The organism is Agarivorans sp. OAG1, from assembly GCF_037076485.1.
GTDB lineage: Bacteria > Pseudomonadota > Gammaproteobacteria > Enterobacterales > Celerinatantimonadaceae > Agarivorans > Agarivorans albus.
In genome coordinates this window covers 2,591,233-2,611,192 of sequence record NZ_AP028990.1, presented here as the reverse complement: position 1 = coordinate 2,611,192, position 19,960 = coordinate 2,591,233, and the positions used below count along the sequence as shown (strand labels likewise).

Here is a 19,960-nt window from a genome sequence, read left to right as displayed (position 1 = left end):
ACTGCATAACAATAACCCAATATGCAACCGGCTTTTTAGTTCGCAATATTAGTGACCGATCGCACCTACCATTTGTATATTGCGCATTCACAGCTAATGAACTTATTATCAGAGTTAACAATAGTCAATTTCCCGATACTACGCTTGTATTTTTTTCAGCTCAAGGCTAAACGCGCACAATCTATCTAATTTATTAGCTCTAAAACGCTAAAAATTAATAATGCTGTATGCATAGCCAGTAAATTGCCAGCGTTATGTTGCTCATAATTTTGTCTGTAACTGGGTCGGATAGAGAGATTTAATTATGTGAGGCAAATAAAAAAGCCACAAAATCTGTTGTGGCTTTTGGCATTAACTAGGCCTTAAGCGAGAGGCTTCAGGCAGCAGTTATTACAGCTGGTCTACTAGCTTAACCGCATCACCAATGTAGTTGGCTGGGGTCATTTTTTTCAGCTCGTCTTTGGCTGATTCTGGCATGTCTAAGCCATCGATAAACTCACGCATGGCTTGTGCGTCTACACGCTTACCACGAGTGAGTTCTTTTAACTTCTCGTAAGGCTTTTCGATGCCGTAGCGGCGCATGACGGTTTGCACTGGCTCGGCCAATACTTCCCAGTTGCTATCTAAATCGCTAAGTAAGTTTTCTTCGTTTACTTGTAACTTGCTCACACCTTTAAGGGTGGCTTGGTAGGCGATTAACGAGTAACCCATGGCTACACCAAGGTTACGTAATACCGTTGAGTCGGTAAGGTCACGCTGCCAGCGAGAAACCGGTAGTTTAGCCGCTAGGTGGCCAAACAAGGCGTTAGCGATACCCAAGTTGCCTTCTGAGTTTTCGAAATCGATTGGATTAACTTTGTGCGGCATAGTTGATGAGCCAATTTCACCGGCAATGGTTTTTTGCTTAAAGTGACCTAGGCAAATGTAACCCCAAATGTCACGGTCAAAGTCTAGCAAAATGGTGTTGAAGCGAGCGATGGCATCGTATAGCTCGGCGATGTAATCGTGCGGCTCAATCTGCGTAGTGTATGGGTTCCATTGCACACCTAGGCTGGTAACAAACTCTTCTGAGAACTGGTGCCAGTCTACTTCTGGGTAAGCAGAGATGTGGGCGTTGTAGTTACCTACGGCGCCGTTAATTTTACCCAGTACTTCTACCGCTTCAATTTGTTTAAGCTGGCGACGTAAACGAGCAACTACGTTGGCCATTTCTTTGCCCATGGTGCTTGGCGAAGCTGGTTGGCCGTGAGTGCGTGAAAGTAGCGGAGTTGCACGTAGCTCTTTTGCTAGCTCGGTGATTGAATCAATAAGCTTTTGCAAGTAAGGCACTAATACTTCGTTACGCGCTTCGTTAAGCATTAACGCGTGCGAAAGGTTGTTAATGTCTTCAGAGGTACAAGCAAAGTGGATGAACTCCGATACTGCATCAAGCTCAGCATTTGCCGCTACTTTTTCTTTTAAGAAGTACTCAACCGCTTTTACGTCGTGGTTGGTGGTACGTTCAATTTCTTTAACGCGCGCAGCGTCTGCTTCGCTAAAGTTGTCATTAATGCTATCTAGAAACGCGATAGCTTCAGGAGAGAAGCTTGGTACTTCAGCAATGTTTTGCTGTTGAGCAAGTTTTTGTAACCAACGAATTTCTACTCGTACGCGGTATTTAATTAAGCCAAACTCGCTAAAAATACTACGTAGTTCAGAAGTTTTATCCCCGTAGCGTCCGTCTATCGGGGAAATGGCTGTCAAGGCCGACAGTTCCATGGTGATCTCCTAAATTAACTAATCAATGGTGTGTAAAAGTTGTGTTGTTTGCTGCAAGTAGTTTTTACGTGAAAACAGTAGCTGGCGTCGTTGGCCGCCTAACTGGCGCCACAATACGCTGGCGCGAATACCGGCTAACAGTAGCGCGCGAACTTTATGTTGTACTACTGGTTGCTGTAAGTAACTCACGTTTCCGGCTACTTGAATACGCGGACCAAGCGGGCTAATAATGTCGCTGTAAATGTCGGCAATTCCGCCCAGAACTTGCTGGTCTAGCAAATCAAAATGCTGTAGTTGTCTATCTAGTTGGCCAATACGTTCGCCCATCATGTTCATTAAGTCTGGGCGTTTATTTAAACGGCGTTCTAGGGCTAACAAGCTAACTAGGTAACGCGTGATTTCGGCGTTACGTTTTTCTTGTTGGTTGCTCAGTTGGCCGCTCATTACACCTAGGCCTAGCTTAAGTTGTTCTAACGAGCCAAATACCTCAACCGTTTCGTTGGGGTTGGTAATTAGAATACTACCTAAGCTGGTTTTTAAACCTGCTTCGTCGCAGTTGCTGGTTCTGGCTACGTCTTGCACCAGTTTAGCGGCTTGGCAGATCCCAGCAAAAGCGATAACGCGGTCGTTGATTGCATTGCTCATAGGCTATAGGCCAATCTTTTGTTCAATGATACCGCCGCCTAAACATACTTCATTTAGATAAAATACTGCTGATTGTCCTGGTGTAACCGCTATTTGCGGCTCATCGAATACCACTTCAATTTCGTCGTTTTCACGCGGGATAATGGTGCAGGCAACATCTTGCTGGCGGTAACGAATTTTAACGCTACAACGCAGTTCTTCGATGATGGTTTTGCGGTCTACCCAATGTAATTGGCTTGCAATAAGTGCACGCGATTTTAGGCGAGGGTGATCGTGCCCTTGGCCAACAATCAGCACGTTGCGCTCAATGTCTTTATCTACGGTGTACCAAGGCGTCTCGTCACCGTCTTTGGTGCCGCCAATGCCTAAACCTTTACGTTGGCCCAGGGTGTGGTACATCAAACCTTGGTGCTTACCAATTACTTTGCCTTCGCAGGTTTCAATATCACCCGGTTGAGCTGGTAGGTATTGGGCTAGGAAGTCAGTAAACTTACGCTCGCCAATAAAGCAGATCCCGGTGGAGTCTTTTTTGTTGGCGGTGATAAGGCCTTGTTCTTCGGCAATGCGGCGCACTTCTGGCTTTTCTATTTCACCTACTGGGAAGAGTGTTTGCGCAATATGCTTTTCTTCTAGTGTATACAAGAAGTAGCTTTGATCTTTATTGCTGTCTAGGCCGCGTAGCATTTGCCAGTGTCCGTCTTGAAAACGGCGCTGCACATAGTGGCCAGTGGCGATGTAGTCGGCAGACAATTCTTCTGCGGCAAATTCCAAAAATGCCTTAAACTTAATTTCCTTGTTACACATAATGTCTGGATTTGGCGTGCGACCCGCTTTGTACTCTTCGAGGAAGTGTTCAAATACGTTATCCCAGTATTCTGCTGAGAAGTTAATGGTATGTAGCTTAATACCTAATTTGTCACACACAGCTTGAGCGTCGGCTAAATCTTCTGCCGCTGCACAGTATTCGCTGTTGTCGTCTTCTTCCCAGTTCTTCATAAAAAGACCTTCAACCTGATAGCCTTGCTGAATAAGCAAGTAGGCTGAAACGGAAGAGTCAACGCCGCCGGACATACCGACAATCACTTTTTTAGTGTTGTTTGAGTTCATGCTAACTTGTTGGGAAAAATTTGCGGCGAATTCTACCAGAAAAACCGTGACGAAAACAGCATTTCAGCATGTAGTTCTAAGAGAGCTCTTCACCCACTAATTGTTGGTAACTGCCGTTGTCTATTCCATCTAAGGTATAGCGGCCAATTTGATAGCGAACCAAGCGCAGGGTGGGGAAGCCAATAGCTGCTGTCATGCGGCGAACCTGCCTATTTCGGCCTTCTTTAATGCTAATGCTTAACCAAGTTGTTGGAATGGATTTACGCTCTCGAACCGGTGGATTGCGTGGCCATAAATTTGGTTCATCCATAAGCGCTACTTTGGCCGGTAAACAGGGACCGTCTTTTAACACTATGCCTTTACGCAAGGGCTCCAAATCAGCATCTTTAGGTGCGCCTTCAACTTGCACCCAGTAGGTTTTTGCGGTTTTAGCTTTAGGGTTGGCAAGTTTATGTTGCAGTTTCCCGTCGTTTGTTAACAGCAATAAGCCTTCACTATCTCTGTCTAACCTGCCGGCGGCATATACATCGGGAATGTCGACATAGTCTTGTAAGGTGGCTCTACCTTGCCCATCGGTAAACTGGCTAAGTACATCAAAGGGTTTGTTGAACAGAACTAAACGGCGCGGGCCATTGAACGGTTTAACTGATTTGGTCTCAGCCTTTCGTTTAAAACGACGCGACTGTTGGGGTTTTGCAAACTTATTCATGGCGCCAATTGTAACATCTAATGGATGTACCACTAGTAAAACAATGTTAAAGCGTTTGTAAATGGTTTATTATTTTGGCCGAATTATTGGACGGTGAGTAGATAAGTAAACAAACTTTGTAGTTTTTTATTGCTTGCTAACCACCTCGCAGACTCGATCATTTGTATAAAAATGGCAGCCATTGCGAGAGCAACCACAACTTTTAGGGACCGACATGACGTCAAAGATTATTTATACCTTAACGGACGAAGCGCCAGCCTTAGCCACGTATTCACTGCTACCTATTGTACAAGCGTTTACTAATGCTGCTGGTGTTGATGTAGAAACCCGTGATATTTCTTTAGCCGGCCGAATTATTGCTAGCTTTCCTGAATGTTTAACCGAGCAACAACAGATTTCTGATGCCTTAGCTGAGCTAGGCGAATTGGCTAAAAAGCCAGAAGCTAACATTATCAAGCTACCTAATATCAGTGCTTCGGTTCCGCAATTAAAAGCGGCCATTAAAGAGTTGCAAGCTCAAGGTTACGCGCTGCCAGATTATCCAGAAGAGCCAAGCAATGACCAAGAGCGTGACGCTAAAGCCAAATACGACAAAGTAAAAGGTAGTGCAGTAAACCCTGTATTGCGTGAAGGTAACTCTGACCGCCGTGCCCCCGGTTCTGTTAAGCAATACGCGCGTAACAATCCGCATTCAATGGGAGCATGGTCGAAAGATTCGTTAAGCCATGTTGCTAGCATGAGCCAAGGAGATTTTTACGGCAGCGAAGTTTCTGCCACTATCCAAGAAGCTGGCTCTGTAGCTATTCAGTTAAAAACTGAAGCTGGTGAAACCATCACGTTAAAAGAAGCTTTTCCAGTATTAGCAGGCGAAGTTATTGATGCTGCTGCACTAAACGTTGCGGAGCTTTCTTCTTTTATTGAAGCTGAAATCGAAGATGCTAAAGCTAAAGGCATTTTGTTCTCGCTACACATGAAAGCAACCATGATGAAGGTATCAGACCCAATCATCTTTGGTCATGTTGTTAAAGTATTCTTTAAAGATGTATTTGCTAAATACGGCGAGCTGTTTGAAGAGCTAGGTGTTGATGTAAGCAATGGCTTAGGTGATGTTTATGCAAAAATTCAACAGTTAGACGCAGCTAAGCAAGAAGATATTAAAGCCGCTATTGACGCGGTATACGCGCAGCGCCCTGGTCTAGCAATGGTTGATTCAGATAAAGGCATCACTAACTTACACGTACCAAGCGATGTAATTATTGATGCGTCGATGCCTGCGATGATCCGCGCATCTGGTCAAATGTGGAACGCAGAAGGCAAGCAACAAGATACTAAAGCGGTTATCCCAGATCGCAGCTACGCAAGTGTTTACCAGCAAACCATCGATTTCTGTAAAGAAAATGGTGCATTCAACCCAACTACCATGGGCTCTGTAGCTAACGTTGGTTTAATGGCGCAAAAAGCTGAAGAGTACGGTTCACACGATAAAACCTTCACTGCACCAGCTGCTGGTACCGTTGAAGTTGTTGACCAAAATGGCCAAGTTGTACTTAGCCAAGCGGTTAAGCAAGGCGACATTTTCAGAATGTGCCAAGTTAAAGACGCACCAATCCGTGATTGGGTGAAACTGGCTGTTAACCGCGCTCGCTTAACTAATACTCCAGCAGTATTCTGGTTAGACGCAAATCGTGCTCACGATGCACAGCTCATTAGCAAAGTTGAGCAGTACTTGACCGAACACGATACTAGCGGTTTAGAAATTAAAGTACTTGCCCCAAGCGAAGCGACACAATTCTCGTTAGAGCGAGTGAAGCGGGGCTTAGATACTATTTCTGTAACGGGTAACGTACTACGTGACTATCTAACCGATTTATTCCCAATTCTAGAGCTAGGTACTTCAGCTAAAATGCTGTCGATTGTACCGCTTATGAACGGCGGTGGTTTGTTCGAAACCGGTGCTGGCGGTTCTGCGCCTAAGCACGTGCAGCAGTTTGAAAAAGAAAACCACCTACGTTGGGATTCTTTAGGTGAGTTCTTAGCTCTATCTGCATCTTTAGAGCACCTAGGGCAAGTAACTAACAATGCTAAAGCGGCAGTGCTTGCAAGTACGCTTGATAAAGCTACTGGTACTTTCTTGGATGAAAACAAATCGCCTTCACGTAAGGTGAAAGAGTTGGATAACCGTGGTAGTCATTTCTACTTATGTTTGTACTGGGCTCAGTGCTTAGCAGAGCAAAATGATGACCAAGAGTTGAAAGCTATATTTGCTGAAGTAGCGCAAAAGTTGGTAAGCCAAGAAGCTGAAATTGTTGAGCAGCTAAACGCCGCTCAAGGGCCTGCAGTAGACCTAAACGGTTACTACCAGCCTGATAGCACTAAAGCGGCTGCAGCAATGCGCCCAAGTGCCTTGTTTAACGATGTTATTGATAGCTTACGTTAGGCTAAGCTTTATTTGAGAAAAGCCGATGCTTAGCCATCGGCTTTTTTGTGTTTGGAAAATTTACAAACACGCAATAAAAAACCAGTCGTTAAGACTGGTTTTTTGTTTAGCTGCTGCAGCGAGTGCTAGTTTTGACTGTCGTCGAAAACAATGCTTACCGCGTGGCTACCTTTGGGGCCTTGCTGAGTTTCAAATTGTACTGGCTGGCCAGCTTTAAGGGTACGATACCCTTCCATTTGAATCGTCGAATAGTGAGCGAAGATATCTTCTCCACCTGTATCCGGGCAAATAAAACCAAATCCTTTTGCGTTGTTAAACCACTTAACTGTTCCGCTTGGCATACGACATATCCCTATTAAATTTATCTACCAAACTGACCGAGTTGGTCACTTTTGACGCAACTTTGAGTCAGCTGTTTAACAATTTAGTAAAATATTTACTACAGTCAAGTTTTCAGAGTACTTTTCTACTAGCCTTGTTAACTCAAAGCGGTTATGTTGAGAACAGAGACGCGTTTTTACTACTATAGTTTTTATGAGCAAATTATCTGATTGGTTAGATGTAGAAGAAATAACCAAACAAGCAAAAAGTGAGACGGCACCCCCACCAATGTATAAGGTGGTTTTAAATAATGACGACTATACTCCTATGGAGTTCGTTATTGAGGTGTTGCAGTTGTATTTTAATATGGATTTGGACAAAGCAACCCAAATAATGCTTACCATTCATTACAAAGGTAAAGGAGTTTGTGGGGTTTTCACGGCCGAAGTAGCTGAAACCAAAGCTGCACAAGTAAATAGTTATGCCAAACAAAATGACCATCCCTTGATGTGCACTATGGAGAAAGCATAGCTAAGTAGTATTGATTGTCTTTAGGGGGCCTATGCATGCTAAATAAAGAGTTGGAACAAACTTTAAACCAGGCGTTTAAAGAAGCAAGACAGCAACAACACGAATTCATGACGGTAGAGCACTTGTTGTTGGGTTTATTAGAAAACTCTGCCGCCAAGGAAGCCCTAGTGGCTTGTGGGGCTAACCTCAACCAACTTAACCAAGAGTTAAGCAGTTTCATTGAACAAACTACCCCAGTAATTCCTGAGGACGATGGAGAGCGCGAGACGCAACCAACCCTTGGTTTTCAGCGGGTTCTCCAACGGGCCGTTTTTCATGTTCAATCTTCTGGTAATAGTGAAGTAAGTGGTGCCAATGTTTTGGTTGCCATATTTAGCGAACAAGAGAGCCAAGCCGTTTATTTCCTTAAGAAGGCCGATATTAGCCGTTTAGACGTGGTTAACTTTATCTCTCATGGCATTCGTAAAGATGAAGAACCTAGCGCTGAACAAAGCCCTGCCGATACCGAAGCTCAGTCTGAAGAAACTAAGCAGCTAGAAAGCTTTGCCAGCAACCTTAATCATTTAGTGCTTAAAGGCAAAATCGATCCACTGATTGGCCGTGATAAAGAATTGTCTCGCACCATTCAAGTATTGTGTCGTCGCCGTAAAAATAACCCACTACTAGTGGGGGAAGCCGGAGTAGGTAAAACCGCTATTGCCGAAGGCTTAGCTTATCGGATTGTTCACGAAGATGTGCCAGATGTGATCAAAGACGCCACTATCTATTCCTTAGATATTGGATCGCTGCTAGCTGGGACGAAATACCGTGGCGATTTTGAAAAACGTTTTAAAGCACTATTAAAGCAGCTTGAAAATGCCGAAAACGCGATTTTGTTTATCGATGAAATTCATACCATTATTGGTGCGGGTGCAGCATCGGGTGGTCAACTAGATGCAGCAAACTTAATTAAACCTTTGTTAAGCAATGGTTTATTGCGTTGTGTCGGCTCAACCACTTACCAAGAGTACAATCAGATTTTTGAGAAAGATCGTGCACTTGCACGTCGCTTCCAAAAAGTTGATGTAGTAGAGCCAACAATTGAAGATACCACTAAGATTTTGTTGGGCTTGAAAAGCCGTTACGAAGCTCACCACGATGTACGTTACACCAAGCAAGCAATGCGCAGTGCTGCTGAACTTGCCGCTAAGTACATTAACGAACGTCATTTGCCAGATAAGGCGATTGACGTGATTGATGAAGCCGGTGCAAGCATGCGGATGTTGCCGGTTAGCCGCCGCAAGAAAACCATTGGGGCAGGGGATATTGAAGCCATTGTTGCTAAGATTGCTCGTATTCCTGAAGCAAAGGTATCTTCTTCTGATAGAGAAACACTGCGTAGCTTAAATGAAACTTTGAAAATGGTGGTGTTTGGTCAAGACCCAGCCATCGACGTGTTAGTTGATGCCATTCGCTTGAATCGTTCGGGTTTAGGGGCAGAGCAAAAACCTGTGGGTTCATTCTTGTTTGCCGGCCCTACCGGTGTAGGTAAAACTGAGGTGACTCAGCAACTTGCCAAGGCCTTAGGCGTAGAGTTAATTCGTTTTGATATGTCTGAGTACATGGAGCGCCATGCGGTTTCTCGCTTGATTGGTGCGCCTCCTGGCTACGTGGGTTACGACCAAGGTGGCTTACTTACTGATGCAGTGTTAAAGCACCCGCATTGTGTGGTGTTGCTGGATGAAATTGAAAAAGCGCACGAAGATGTATTTAACTTGTTATTACAAGTAATGGATCACGGTACGCTAACCGATAATAATGGCCGCCACGCCGATTTCCGTAATGTGATCTTGGTAATGACTAGTAACGCAGGGGTTAAAGAAACTCAACGCTCTGCTATTGGTTTTAAAGAGCAAGACATGAGTTTTGATGCCATGGATGAAATTAATCGCATCTTCGCTCCCGAATTTAGAAACCGCTTAGATAACATTATTTGGTTCAATCACTTAGATGAAACAATTATCGAGCAAGTAGTGGATAAATTTATTGTTGAACTGCAAGCTCAGCTCGACGCTAACGGCGTATCAATGGAAGTAAATGCCGAAGCACGCTTGTGGTTGTCTGAACAAGGTTACGACAAAGCTATGGGTGCAAGACCAATGTCTCGAGTTATTCGAGAACAACTTCGTAAACCATTAGCGAACGAGATATTGTTTGGGCGCTTGAATGATGGTGGACATGTAGATGTTGGTATCAAAGACGGCAAGCTAGATTTTCAATATGAAGATGAAGTTGCTGAAGTTTAATTAGTACTGCAACTACAATCAAAAAAGCCAGCTATTAGCTGGCTTTTTAATTGTTGTATACAACAATTGCGGATTAGCGCGCGCGGAAAACAATGCGCCCTTTTGACAAGTCGTACGGTGTTAATTGAACCGTAACTTTATCTCCGGTCAAAATGCGGATGTAGTTTTTACGCATTTTTCCAGAAATGTGGGCAGTAACAACATGTCCGTTTTCTAGTTCTACACGGAACATTGTGTTAGGCAAGGTGTCTAACACTGTGCCTTGCATTTCAATATTGTCTTCTTTCGCCATTGAGTCCTCTGTTTGACACGCACTTATAAAAACGCAGGGAGGATGCCAGATTTACTGCCTTGTGTAAAGTTTATCCTCTAAATCTATTGCCATTTACTGTTAATAAATCGTTGATGTGGCAAATAGTTCCGTTTGTAGTTCATTTTTCTGCACTCATCCACCTGGTAACCTAAATATAACCAGTCTTTGCCTTGTTGTTTAGCTTGGTGAATTTGCATTAAAACCGCTAGATTCCCTAACGAAAGTTTATCTAAGTCTGGATCGAAGAATGTATAAACAGCACTTAATGCCTTTGAGAAAACATCAGTAACACACACCGCGACTAATTGTTCATCTTGAAATAATTTTAGGTATTGAGTGCGCGACCAATCGCATTGTAAAAATTCGAAAAAGGCTTTTTCATTTGGTGGGTACATGCTGCCTTCTCTATGCCTTGCTTCGATATAGCGAGCATAAAGTTGATAGTCATCTTGATCGAGTTGGTGCTGCCAACGATGTGTAAGTTGCTTGGCTTTGTTTAGAATTCGTTTTTGAGATTTGCTAGGGCTAAAGTCTGCCACTTTAACTCTTAATGATTGGCATTGATTACAGGCGCTGCAAGCTGGGCGGTATATCTCATTGCCGCTGCGTCGAAAGCCGAGCTCCAACAATTGTGAGTAGTAGGCTGATTTTTGTTCATCATCGCACAATAAAAAGCACAACTGCTCTTGTTGTTCATCTAAATAAGGGCAATTGTTTATTTGGCTCAAACCCACTGGCAGTTGCATTAAAAGATTTCCTGTTGGTGCCAGCAGCTTACATTTAACTGGTCATCTTTGTGCTTACAAAGTAAATCTAAAAAGTTTTCTCTTTCGATAGTTTCCATACCTAAACTCAACAGGTGGGGATTCTCAACTTGCCCATCGACGTATACGCCGCCATGTTGTTTAAAGTGGTGGCAAAAACTGTGAAAAGCCAGCTTAGATGCGTTAGTTTCAGTATGAAACATTGACTCACCACAAAATATTTTTCCAACGAGAACGCCGTATAATCCACCCACTAACTCACCATTTTTCCAAACCTCTACAGAATGAGCTCGACCCAGTTGATGTAAGGCAATATAGGCCTTAATCATGTCTGAATTTATCCATGTTTCATCTGTGCGTAAGGCCGCACAACGTTTAATAACCTGTGAAAAGTCTCGATTTACACTAACTTTTAACGAGGTTTTACGCATGAATTTTTGCATGCTTTTGTTTACGGTATGCGCGGATAGGTCTAGGCCGATTCGAGGATTAGGGCTCCACCATAAAACGGGTTGGTCATCACTAAACCAAGGAAAAATCCCATTATCGTAGGCTGCGATTAATCTTCGTGGACTAAGATCTGCGCCAATGGCTAACAAACCATTAGGATCGTCTAAGGCATTATTTGGAGAAGGGAAGGGGCGATTTAGCTCTAGGAATACTGGTTGCACAGGCACTTATAGCTTTTACAATGTCTCTACTAAGTATATCAATATTAAAACGATTATTGATATAAAAAAGCCGGTTTTACAACCGGCTCATCTATTACTTAGGCGTTTAGGCTGTCTAAGTATCGCTCAGCATCTAAGGCCGCCATACAACCTGCTCCAGCAGAGGTAATGGCTTGACGGTAGATGTGGTCGGCCACATCGCCTGCAGCGTAAATGCCTGGGATGCTGGTTTGAGTTGCATTGCCTTCGGTACCAGACTGGATAGTTAGATAACCATCTTTCATCTCTAATTGGCCTTCAAATATACCGGTGTTTGGTTGGTGACCAATAGCAATAAAGGCACCCATAACTTCGATATCTTGGCTTGTGCCATCTTGTACGTTCTTAGTACGTACACCGGTTACACCCATTTCATCGCCTAACACTTCATCCAGTGTTTGGTTTAAGTGCAATACGATGTTGCCGTTAGCTACTTTATCCATTAAACGTTTAGTGAGGATTTTTTCGCTGCGGAACTCTTCACGACGGTGAATTAAGTGCACTTCAGACGCAATGTTTGATAAGTACAAGGCTTCTTCAACAGCCGTGTTACCACCGCCAACAACTGCTACTTTTTGGTTACGGTAGAAGAAACCATCACAAGTAGCACAAGCAGAAACCCCTTTACCTTTAAACGCTTCTTCTGAAGGTAGGCCTAAGTATTTGGCTGATGCACCAGTTGCAATAATCAACGCATCACAAGTGTATTCGCCACTATCACCTTTAAGCTTGTATGGCTTCTCTTTGAAGTCAACTTCGTTGATATGGTCAAATACAATCTCGGTTTCAAATTTCTCAGCGTGAGCTTGCATACGCTCCATTAGGGCAGGGCCTGTTAAACCTTCTGCATCACCTGGCCAGTTTTCAACTTCAGTTGTTGTGGTCAGCTGACCGCCTTGCTGAATGCCGGTAATAAGCACTGGGTTTAAGTTGGCGCGTGCCGCATATACAGCTGCAGTATAACCTGCAGGGCCAGAGCCTAGGATAATTAGTTTGTGGTGTTTTGCATTGCTCATGATTGCTACAATTCCTTAAAGTTCTTGCTTGATATATGAGGGTACAAAATCCGAAATCAAGCGTAATAAAGCGAAAAAAGTGCGCTTTATACAAAGTAGAAGTTTGTTGGACACAGCATAATAGGCTTCGTTATTCCTACCAAATAATAAAACTTTATATGGATATGCGTATTTATCTAGCCTTTAATTCGGCTTTTTACTTGATAGTCCGTGCATTTTGTGGAATAAATAATGCTCAGGGATAAGACAAAAGTTTAAAAAAGTCTATTGGCTTGGGTTTTAGCTCTGCATCTCGCTTGGAATGACTTATTTATGTGTGAAAGGATATTCACATAATTTATGCAATTACCTCAAGTATTAATGCATAAAAAGTCAGCACAACTAGGTGTGCTTAGGGACAACAATCGTATCACCATTAATGGAAGCAAAAGGTCGACCAATGAAGGAACTGGATCGTATTGATCGCAACATACTTAATGAGTTGCAAAAAGATGGCCGCATATCGAATGTGGAACTTTCAAAACGTGTAGGCCTTAGCCCTACACCTTGTCTAGAAAGGGTTAGACGTTTAGAGCGCCAAGGTTACATTACTGGTTACACTGCTATTCTAAACCCTCAATACTTAGACGCTTCGCTACTGGTTTTTGTTGAAATCACGTTGAATCGCGGTGCTCCTGACGTATTCGAACAATTTAATCATGCTGTGCAACAGCTTGAAGAAATTCAAGAATGTCACTTAGTGTCAGGTGATTTTGATTATCTATTAAAGACCCGCGTAGCAGATATGTCTGCTTACCGTAAGTTGTTAGGTGAAACCTTGTTGCGCCTACCTGGTGTTAACGACACCCGTACTTACGTAGTGATGGAAGAAGTGAAGCAGAGTAATCGACTAGTTATCAAAAACTAACGGAGTCGTTTCCCCCTCCAATTCATTTTTGATAAAGTTAAACAAGCGGCTATAGCCGCTTGTTTTGTTTTTAGACAAACAGAATAATTATTGGATATTTTTAGTTCAAGGGAACGCTTGTGACAGATACTACAGACAGCAAATTGTCTGGCTTTGCTCGAATTGCGGAAGTGTGTGCCATCGCAATGGGCGCTTTAGGTGTTTACCTAATGGTGGCCTTATTAAGTTTTAATCCGAGCGATCCTAGTTGGTCGCAAACTGCTGGTCAGCAAAGTATTGCTAATGCTGCGGGAAGTTCTGGTGCTTGGTTTGCCGACTTACTGTTGTTTAGTTTTGGTTTTATGGCTTATAGCATGCCGTTTATTTGTGGTTTGTTGGCTTGGGCCTTGTTTTGGCGCCCTTGTCCTGTAGCCCAAGTAAACTTCTTCACCTTAGGTCTTAGGCTTATTGGCTTTGTATTCACCTTCGTTAGCTTAACCACGCTAGCGAGCATTCATATTGATGATTTTCATTTCTTTTCTTCAGGAGGCTTAGTGGGAGATATCTTCACTCAGCTAATGATTCCAGTGTTTGGCTTGCTTGGCACTAGCATTATTTTATTAGCCGTTTTTGCCGGTGGTATTACCTTGTTTACCGGCCAGTCTTGGGTTCACTTTGTAGAACAACTTGGTGGGGGCCTTAACTCAACTTACCGTGCAATAGTGAGTTTTCCTGAACGTTTACGTAATAAAAAACAGCGCGAGTTAGAGAAAGATGTTCTTATGAGGGATTTTGCTACAGAGTCTTCTTCACTAGAACCAGCTCAAAGTGATTTATCTGTAGGTGATGCTGAACTTCAACAGGATTTTGTTGAAGAGCAAAATACATATCAAGAGCCAACGCTCGAGCAAACTGTTTACTCAGAGCCAGAAACCTCTGTTGCTGTTGAGCCTAGTTTCTCCATGGACAGTGACTTTGAAGCAGAGTTGTCACAGGCAAAAGAAGATATTGAATTTGCTTACGAAGATGAAGCGATTGATCCACCAAGTGTGATTATCGATGATACCGCTCCTGAGCCCATGCCTGATATTCCGTTTGACGGTGAAACTGTCGCTGTGGCTAAACCGCCTGCAGCTAAACCCGCAGCGCCGGTAAAACCTGCTCAACCAAGGTTAAGCCGTTTACCTGATATGAATTTATTGGATAGACCCGACAAAAAAGCTAACCCAATTTCACCAGAAGAATTAGAGCAAGTTTCTCGTTTGGTTGAAGCAAAGCTGCTTGATTTTAATATTCAAGCATCAGTAGTTGCCGTTCATCCTGGCCCAGTAATTACCCGTTTTGAGCTCGATTTAGCGCCAGGGGTCAAAGTCAGCAAAATTACTAACTTGTCTAAAGATTTAGCGCGTGCGTTGTCTGCTATTAGTGTGCGGGTAGTGGAAGTGATACCTGGTAAGTCGGTGATTGGATTGGAATTACCTAACCGTTATCGTGAGATTGTTTATCTTAGCGAAGTTATTGATAGCAGTACCTTCCATCAGTCAAAGTCGCCCCTTGCTATGGTGTTAGGCAAAGATATCGCTGGTCAACCGGTGGTCGCTGATTTGGCAAAAATGCCTCACTTGTTAGTTGCAGGTACTACAGGTTCTGGTAAGTCGGTGGGCGTAAACGTAATGATTGTGAGTCTTCTGTATAAATCAACACCAGAAGATGTTCGGATGATTATGATCGACCCCAAAATGTTGGAGCTTTCAGTTTACGAGGGTATTCCTCATTTGTTGTCTGAAGTTGTTACCGACATGAAAGAAGCGGCGAATGCTTTACGTTGGTGTGTCGGCGAAATGGAAAGACGCTACAAGTTAATGTCTGCAATGGGTGTGCGAAACCTTAAAGGCTTCAACCAAAAAGTGGTGGATGCTATTGAGTCCGGCAACCCAATTGTTGATCCATTGTGGAAGCCCGAAGACAGTATGGCTGAAACTGCGCCAACCTTAGAAAAACTGCCTCATATTGTGGTTATCATTGACGAGTTTGCCGACATGATGATGATTGTGGGTAAAAAAGTTGAAGAGTTAATTGCACGTATTGCACAAAAAGCCCGTGCGGCAGGTATTCATTTGGTGTTGGCTACTCAGCGACCATCGGTAGATGTTATTACCGGTCTAATTAAAGCGAATATTCCAACTCGTATGGCCTTCCAAGTTTCTAGCCGTATTGATTCACGTACCATTTTAGACCAGCAAGGCGCTGAAACCTTGCTAGGCATGGGAGATATGCTTTATTTACCGGCAGGCACCGGTGTGCCAACCCGTGTTCACGGCGCATTTGTGGATGATCACGAAGTACATGCTGTGGTATCGGCTTGGAAAGAACGTGGCGAGCCAGATTACATTGATGAGATATTAAATGGTGAAGCAGGCCCTGATGCTATGCTGCCAGGTGAAGTAGCAGAGTCTGATGAAGAGTTAGATGCTTTGTTTGATCAAGCTGTTATGCACGTTACAGAAACGCGCCGTGGCTCGGTCTCTGGCGTACAACGTAAGTTTAAAATTGGTTATAACCGCGCCGCTCGAATCGTTGAGCAAATGGAAGCTCAGGGCATTGTTAGTGCACCAGGTCATAACGGTAACCGGGAAGTTATCGCGCCGCCTCCAGTGAGAATTGATTAAGAGAAAAGATGAAAAAATTATTAAGTATAAGTTTTGCGGCTTTGTTATCTGCTCAAGCATTTGCCAATGACGCAGCTAACGAGCTAAGAACGCATCTTGCCGACTTAAAAGGGTTTCAAGCGCAGTTTAAACAAACCGTGATAGATGCCGACGGCGTAAGCATTCATGAAGCCGAAGGCAAACTAAGTTTAGCTCGTCCTGCTAAGTTAAACTGGCAACAAGTGATGCCCGAGCAAGATATGATTGTGTCTGATGGCTCAACTATTTGGTATTACAGCCCGTTTGTTGAGCAAGTAACGATTATGGATGCGAGTGAAGCGATCAATCAATCACCATTCATCTTGTTGGCAGATGACCGCAGCGAAAGCTGGCAAAATTATCAGGTAGAAAAACAGCAACAAGGGTTTTTAGTTAAGTCAAAAGATGATCCACTACAAGCTGCTTTTTGGGTAAAGCTAAATGCTGATAATAGTATTTCTCGCTTTGATATTATTGAAAGTACCGGACAGCGTAGTCAATTTGATCTTCAAGGGTTTAAAGCCAACCCAAGCTTTAGTGAAAAACTGTTTAAGTTTGAGATCCCTAAAAACACTATGATTGATGATCAACGCTAATGAGCTTAGAGCTGAATTTTGAGGCCGACTTTAGGCCTCTTGCTGCGAGAATGCGGCCCAGCAAACTAGAGCATTATGTCGGCCAGCAACATATTTTGGCTGCAGATAAACCTCTGCATAAAGCCATTTCATCTGGGCAGTTGCACTCGATGATTCTTTGGGGGCCTCCTGGTACAGGAAAAACCACCATTGCAGAATTAGCCGCCTTGTATGCCGATGCGGAAGTAGAAAAGATCTCAGCCGTAACCGGGGGGATAAAAGAAGTACGCGCCGCTATTGACCGCGCTCTGCAAAACAAACAGGTTAGTCGTCGCACCATTTTGTTTGTTGATGAGGTTCATCGCTTTAACAAAAGCCAACAAGATGCGTTTTTACCGTATGTTGAGAACGGCACTGTTATCTTTATTGGCGCAACTACCGAAAATCCGTCTTTCGAACTTAATAACGCCTTATTATCACGGGCCAAAACTTATGTATTACGCGCTTTAGACTGCGAGGCTATTCAACAACTGTTGAATCGGGCAATTAACGAAGATGAGTTGCTAAAGCAACACACACTAAATTTTGAAGAAGGTGTATTAGAAGCGCTTTCCACATTAGTGAGTGGGGATGCACGCCGCGCCTTAAACTTGTTAGAGATGATGAGTGAATTGGCTGAGGGCGAAGGCCAGCAGAAACAACTAAGTTTTGATCTTCTCAAGCAAGTTGCCGGAGAGCGCTATAGTCATATAGATAAAGGCGGTGATAAGTTTTATGATTTGTTGTCAGCCCTACATAAATCTATCCGTGGTTCATCGCCCGATGCTGCATTGTTTTGGTACTGTCGAATTTTGGAAGCTAGTGGTGACCCTCTATCGGTAGCGCGACGATGTTTAGCTATTGCCTCTGAAGACGTGGGTAATGCCGATCCCCGCGCGATGCAAATTGCTGTAAGCGCTTGGGACTGCTTTACCCGAGTAGGCGCAGCCGAAGGGGAGCGGGCGATAGCTCAAGCTGTGGTTTACTTGGCATGTGCGCCTAAAAGTAACGCGGTGTATACCGCTTTTAAAGCAGCTAGGCTTGCAGCAAAAGAGTTCGGCGATGCCGAGGTGCCGGTGCACTTGAGAAATGCGCCTACCAAGCTAATGGCGGAACTAGGTTATGGCGCAGAGTACCGCTATTCTCACGATGAACCTAATGCATATTCCGCTGGTCAACAATATCTTCCAGACCCTTTATTAGGCCATCAGTTCTACCATCCTGAGCCCCGTGGTTTAGAAAAGCAGATTGCTGAAAAGCTTGAATACTTGCGTAACTTAGACCAACAAGCGCAATAGCCAGCAATAAACAACACTATTTTCAGTTTATTACTCAATCCAGCCTACAGCCCGATTGTGTCTGTAAGTAGTTGCTTTATAATAAGCGAGTTTTGGAAACCAAATAATTAGCAAAGCTTATTTTGCCTTCACTACAGTAGGTTAAATTGGAGCTTTGCCTTTAATTAACGACAAGAATTGGAAGTAGGTTATTGAATGTTAGACGCTAATTTGTTGCGCGGCGAAATAGAAACCACCGCAGAGCGCTTAAAGACTCGTGGATTTGAACTAGATGTCGCACGATTGACAGAGCTAGAGAGTCGTCGTAAAGAGCTGCAAGTTCGTACCCAAGAACTACAAAATGAGCGTAATACCCGTTCCAAATCTATCGGACAAGCTAAAGGTCGTGGTGAAGATATAGCGCCACTTTTGGCAGAGGTAGGGCAGCTTGGTGAAAAGCTCGACGCTGCTAAAGCCGAGCTAAATGACCTATTAGAGGAAATTAAAGATTACGCTTTAACTTTACCTAATCTTCCTCATCCGAGTGCGCCTATTGGTAAAGACGAAGAAGAAAACGTTGAATTACATACTTGGGGAGAGCTGCCAAGCTTTGATTTTGAGGTTAAAGATCACGTTGATGTAGGTAGTGACTTACAAGGGCTAGATTTTGCTAATGCAGTTAAAATTAGTGGTTCACGCTTCATTGTAATGAAAGGTAAGATTGCCAAGTTACACCGTGCTATCGCTCAGTTTATGTTAGATACGCATACCGAGGAGCATGGTTACCAAGAAATGTACGTTCCTTACTTGGTTAACTCAGACTCTTTATATGGTACCGGTCAAATGCCTAAATTTGGCAAGGATTTGTTCCATACTCAGCCAGCGACCGAAGAAGGCATTGGCATGAGCTTAATCCCAACTGCAGAAGTACCGCTCACTAACATGTTACGTGACAGCATTGTGGAAGAGGCTGAATTGCCGATTCGAATGACTGCCCATACGCCGTGTTTTCGCAGTGAAGCGGGCTCTTATGGCCGTGATACGCGTGGTTTAATCCGCCAACACCAGTTCGACAAAGTTGAAATGGTGCAACTGGTTCACCCAGAGAAGTCTTACGAAGCATTAGAAGAGATGCGCCAACACGCCGAAAACATCCTTCAAAAGCTTAAACTTCCTTACCGCGTTGTAACGCTGTGTACAGGTGACATGGGCTTTGGTGCAACAAAAACCTACGATTTGGAAGTGTGGGTTCCGGCTCAGAACGCTTACCGCGAAATCTCTTCAGTATCTAACTGCGAAGATTTCCAGGCTCGTCGCATGCAAGCACGTTTTCGTGCTGCTGGCGCTAAGAAGCCTGAATTACTGCACTCATTAAATGGCTCTGGTTTGGCAGTTGGCCGTACTTTGGTGGCTATATTAGAGAACTACCAAAACGCCGATGGCAGCATCAAAGTTCCAGAAGTATTGCAGCCTTATATGGGCGGTTTAGAAACCATTACGGTTTAAATAATGGTTAAAAGAAAAAAGCGCCTTTAGGCGCTTTTTTTATATGCAAATCAAGTGCTAAATGCATTTTACTGGTTTAGGCAACCCGGCAACTTTAGTGGCTTGTTTTGCTGGGCCTTGCGGAAATAGCTTATACAAGTAACGGCTATTACCTTTTTCTGGACCAAACTTTTTAGCCATTGCTTTAACTAAGGCTCGCATGGCCGGGGAAGTATTAAATTCTAAGTAGAAGTTGCGAACAAACCTCACCACTTCCCAATGGGCTTCGCTCATTTCTATTTCTTCTAGCTGGGCTATATGCGCTGCTAGGTCTTCCGACCAACTGTTTAAGTCGACTAAATAACCATTTTTATCGGTTTCAAATCGTTGACCGTTAAATTCAATCATTGTGTAC

At 43.7% G+C, this 19,960-nt stretch carries 18 protein-coding genes; 8 read left to right on the top strand and 10 right to left on the bottom strand.

What is annotated here, in order from left to right; all coding sequences use genetic code 11:
- Positions 1-390: 390 nt before the first annotated feature.
- From purB to OAG1_RS11880, 4 genes are all read right to left on the bottom strand, one after another.
- Positions 391-1,758 (bottom strand): adenylosuccinate lyase, encoded by a 1,368-nt coding sequence (gene purB / locus OAG1_RS11895; protein WP_338621428.1) that lies wholly within the window; start codon positions 1,756-1,758, stop codon positions 391-393.
- Between the two features lie 18 nt (positions 1,759-1,776).
- On the bottom strand, positions 1,777-2,403 hold the full coding sequence (gene hflD / locus OAG1_RS11890; RefSeq protein WP_016401037.1) for a high frequency lysogenization protein HflD: 627 nt from the start codon (positions 2,401-2,403) through the stop codon (positions 1,777-1,779).
- Positions 2,404-2,406: 3 nt separating this feature from the next.
- Positions 2,407-3,510, bottom strand: a complete 1,104-nt coding sequence (gene mnmA, locus OAG1_RS11885) for a tRNA 2-thiouridine(34) synthase MnmA (RefSeq protein ID WP_338621427.1) — start codon at positions 3,508-3,510, stop codon at positions 2,407-2,409.
- A 76-nt stretch (positions 3,511-3,586) separates the two neighbouring features.
- Entirely contained in the window at positions 3,587-4,219 is a 633-nt protein-coding gene (locus OAG1_RS11880; protein WP_338621426.1) for a pseudouridine synthase, read from the bottom strand.
- Between the two features lie 214 nt (positions 4,220-4,433).
- On the opposite strand from OAG1_RS11880, the gene OAG1_RS11875 reads away from it, so the two are divergent.
- Complete coding sequence (locus tag OAG1_RS11875; protein WP_338621425.1) at positions 4,434-6,656, top strand: NADP-dependent isocitrate dehydrogenase; 2,223 nt, start codon at positions 4,434-4,436, stop codon at positions 6,654-6,656.
- 125 nt (positions 6,657-6,781) lie between these two features.
- Here the strand turns inward: OAG1_RS11875 and cspD are convergent, their stop codons facing one another.
- Entirely contained in the window at positions 6,782-6,997 is a 216-nt protein-coding gene (gene cspD, locus OAG1_RS11870; protein WP_016401033.1) for a cold shock domain-containing protein CspD, read from the bottom strand.
- Positions 6,998-7,190: 193 nt separating this feature from the next.
- Between cspD and clpS the strand changes: the two genes are divergently transcribed.
- Positions 7,191-7,508: an ATP-dependent Clp protease adapter ClpS gene (clpS, locus tag OAG1_RS11865; protein WP_016401032.1), complete on the top strand. Its 318-nt coding sequence runs from the start codon at positions 7,191-7,193 to the stop codon at positions 7,506-7,508.
- A 35-nt stretch (positions 7,509-7,543) separates the two neighbouring features.
- Positions 7,544-9,793 (top strand): ATP-dependent Clp protease ATP-binding subunit ClpA, encoded by a 2,250-nt coding sequence (clpA, locus tag OAG1_RS11860; protein ID WP_016401031.1) that lies wholly within the window; start codon positions 7,544-7,546, stop codon positions 9,791-9,793.
- 73 nt (positions 9,794-9,866) lie between these two features.
- On the opposite strand, the gene infA is transcribed toward clpA, so the two are convergent.
- The 4 genes from infA to trxB all read right to left on the bottom strand — a co-directional run bounded on the left by infA (position 9,867) and on the right by trxB (position 12,596).
- Positions 9,867-10,085, bottom strand: coding sequence for a translation initiation factor IF-1 (gene infA / locus OAG1_RS11855; RefSeq protein ID WP_016401030.1), 219 nt, complete (start codon positions 10,083-10,085; stop codon positions 9,867-9,869).
- An 83-nt stretch (positions 10,086-10,168) separates the two neighbouring features.
- On the bottom strand, positions 10,169-10,852 hold the full coding sequence (locus OAG1_RS11850) for an arginyltransferase (RefSeq protein WP_338621424.1): 684 nt from the start codon (positions 10,850-10,852) through the stop codon (positions 10,169-10,171).
- Positions 10,852-11,541: a leucyl/phenylalanyl-tRNA--protein transferase gene (gene aat, locus OAG1_RS11845; RefSeq protein WP_338621423.1), complete on the bottom strand. Its 690-nt coding sequence runs from the start codon at positions 11,539-11,541 to the stop codon at positions 10,852-10,854. Before aat ends, OAG1_RS11850 begins: the two co-directional genes overlap by 1 nt.
- Before the next feature lie 98 nt (positions 11,542-11,639).
- A complete protein-coding gene (trxB, locus tag OAG1_RS11840; protein ID WP_338621422.1) occupies positions 11,640-12,596 on the bottom strand; it encodes a thioredoxin-disulfide reductase in 957 nt (318 codons plus the stop codon).
- 418 nt (positions 12,597-13,014) lie between these two features.
- Between trxB and lrp the strand changes: the two genes are divergently transcribed.
- From lrp to serS, 5 genes are all read left to right on the top strand, one after another.
- Positions 13,015-13,503, top strand: coding sequence for a leucine-responsive transcriptional regulator Lrp (gene lrp, locus OAG1_RS11835; RefSeq protein WP_040306996.1), 489 nt, complete (start codon positions 13,015-13,017; stop codon positions 13,501-13,503).
- 119 nt (positions 13,504-13,622) lie between these two features.
- Entirely contained in the window at positions 13,623-16,151 is a 2,529-nt protein-coding gene (locus OAG1_RS11830; protein ID WP_338621421.1) for a DNA translocase FtsK 4TM domain-containing protein, read from the top strand.
- Positions 16,152-16,159: 8 nt separating this feature from the next.
- Positions 16,160-16,765, top strand: coding sequence for an outer membrane lipoprotein chaperone LolA (lolA, locus tag OAG1_RS11825; RefSeq protein WP_016401024.1), 606 nt, complete (start codon positions 16,160-16,162; stop codon positions 16,763-16,765).
- Complete coding sequence (locus OAG1_RS11820) at positions 16,765-18,081, top strand: replication-associated recombination protein A (protein ID WP_338621420.1); 1,317 nt, start codon at positions 16,765-16,767, stop codon at positions 18,079-18,081. The genes lolA and OAG1_RS11820 overlap by 1 nt, the downstream gene beginning before the upstream one ends.
- Positions 18,082-18,276: 195 nt before the next feature.
- Positions 18,277-19,566: a serine--tRNA ligase gene (serS, locus tag OAG1_RS11815; protein ID WP_338621419.1), complete on the top strand. Its 1,290-nt coding sequence runs from the start codon at positions 18,277-18,279 to the stop codon at positions 19,564-19,566.
- A gap of 57 nt (positions 19,567-19,623) precedes the next feature.
- Here the strand turns inward: serS and OAG1_RS11810 are convergent, their stop codons facing one another.
- Positions 19,624-19,953: a TusE/DsrC/DsvC family sulfur relay protein gene (locus OAG1_RS11810; RefSeq protein ID WP_338621418.1), complete on the bottom strand. Its 330-nt coding sequence runs from the start codon at positions 19,951-19,953 to the stop codon at positions 19,624-19,626.
- Positions 19,954-19,960 lie beyond the last annotated feature (7 nt).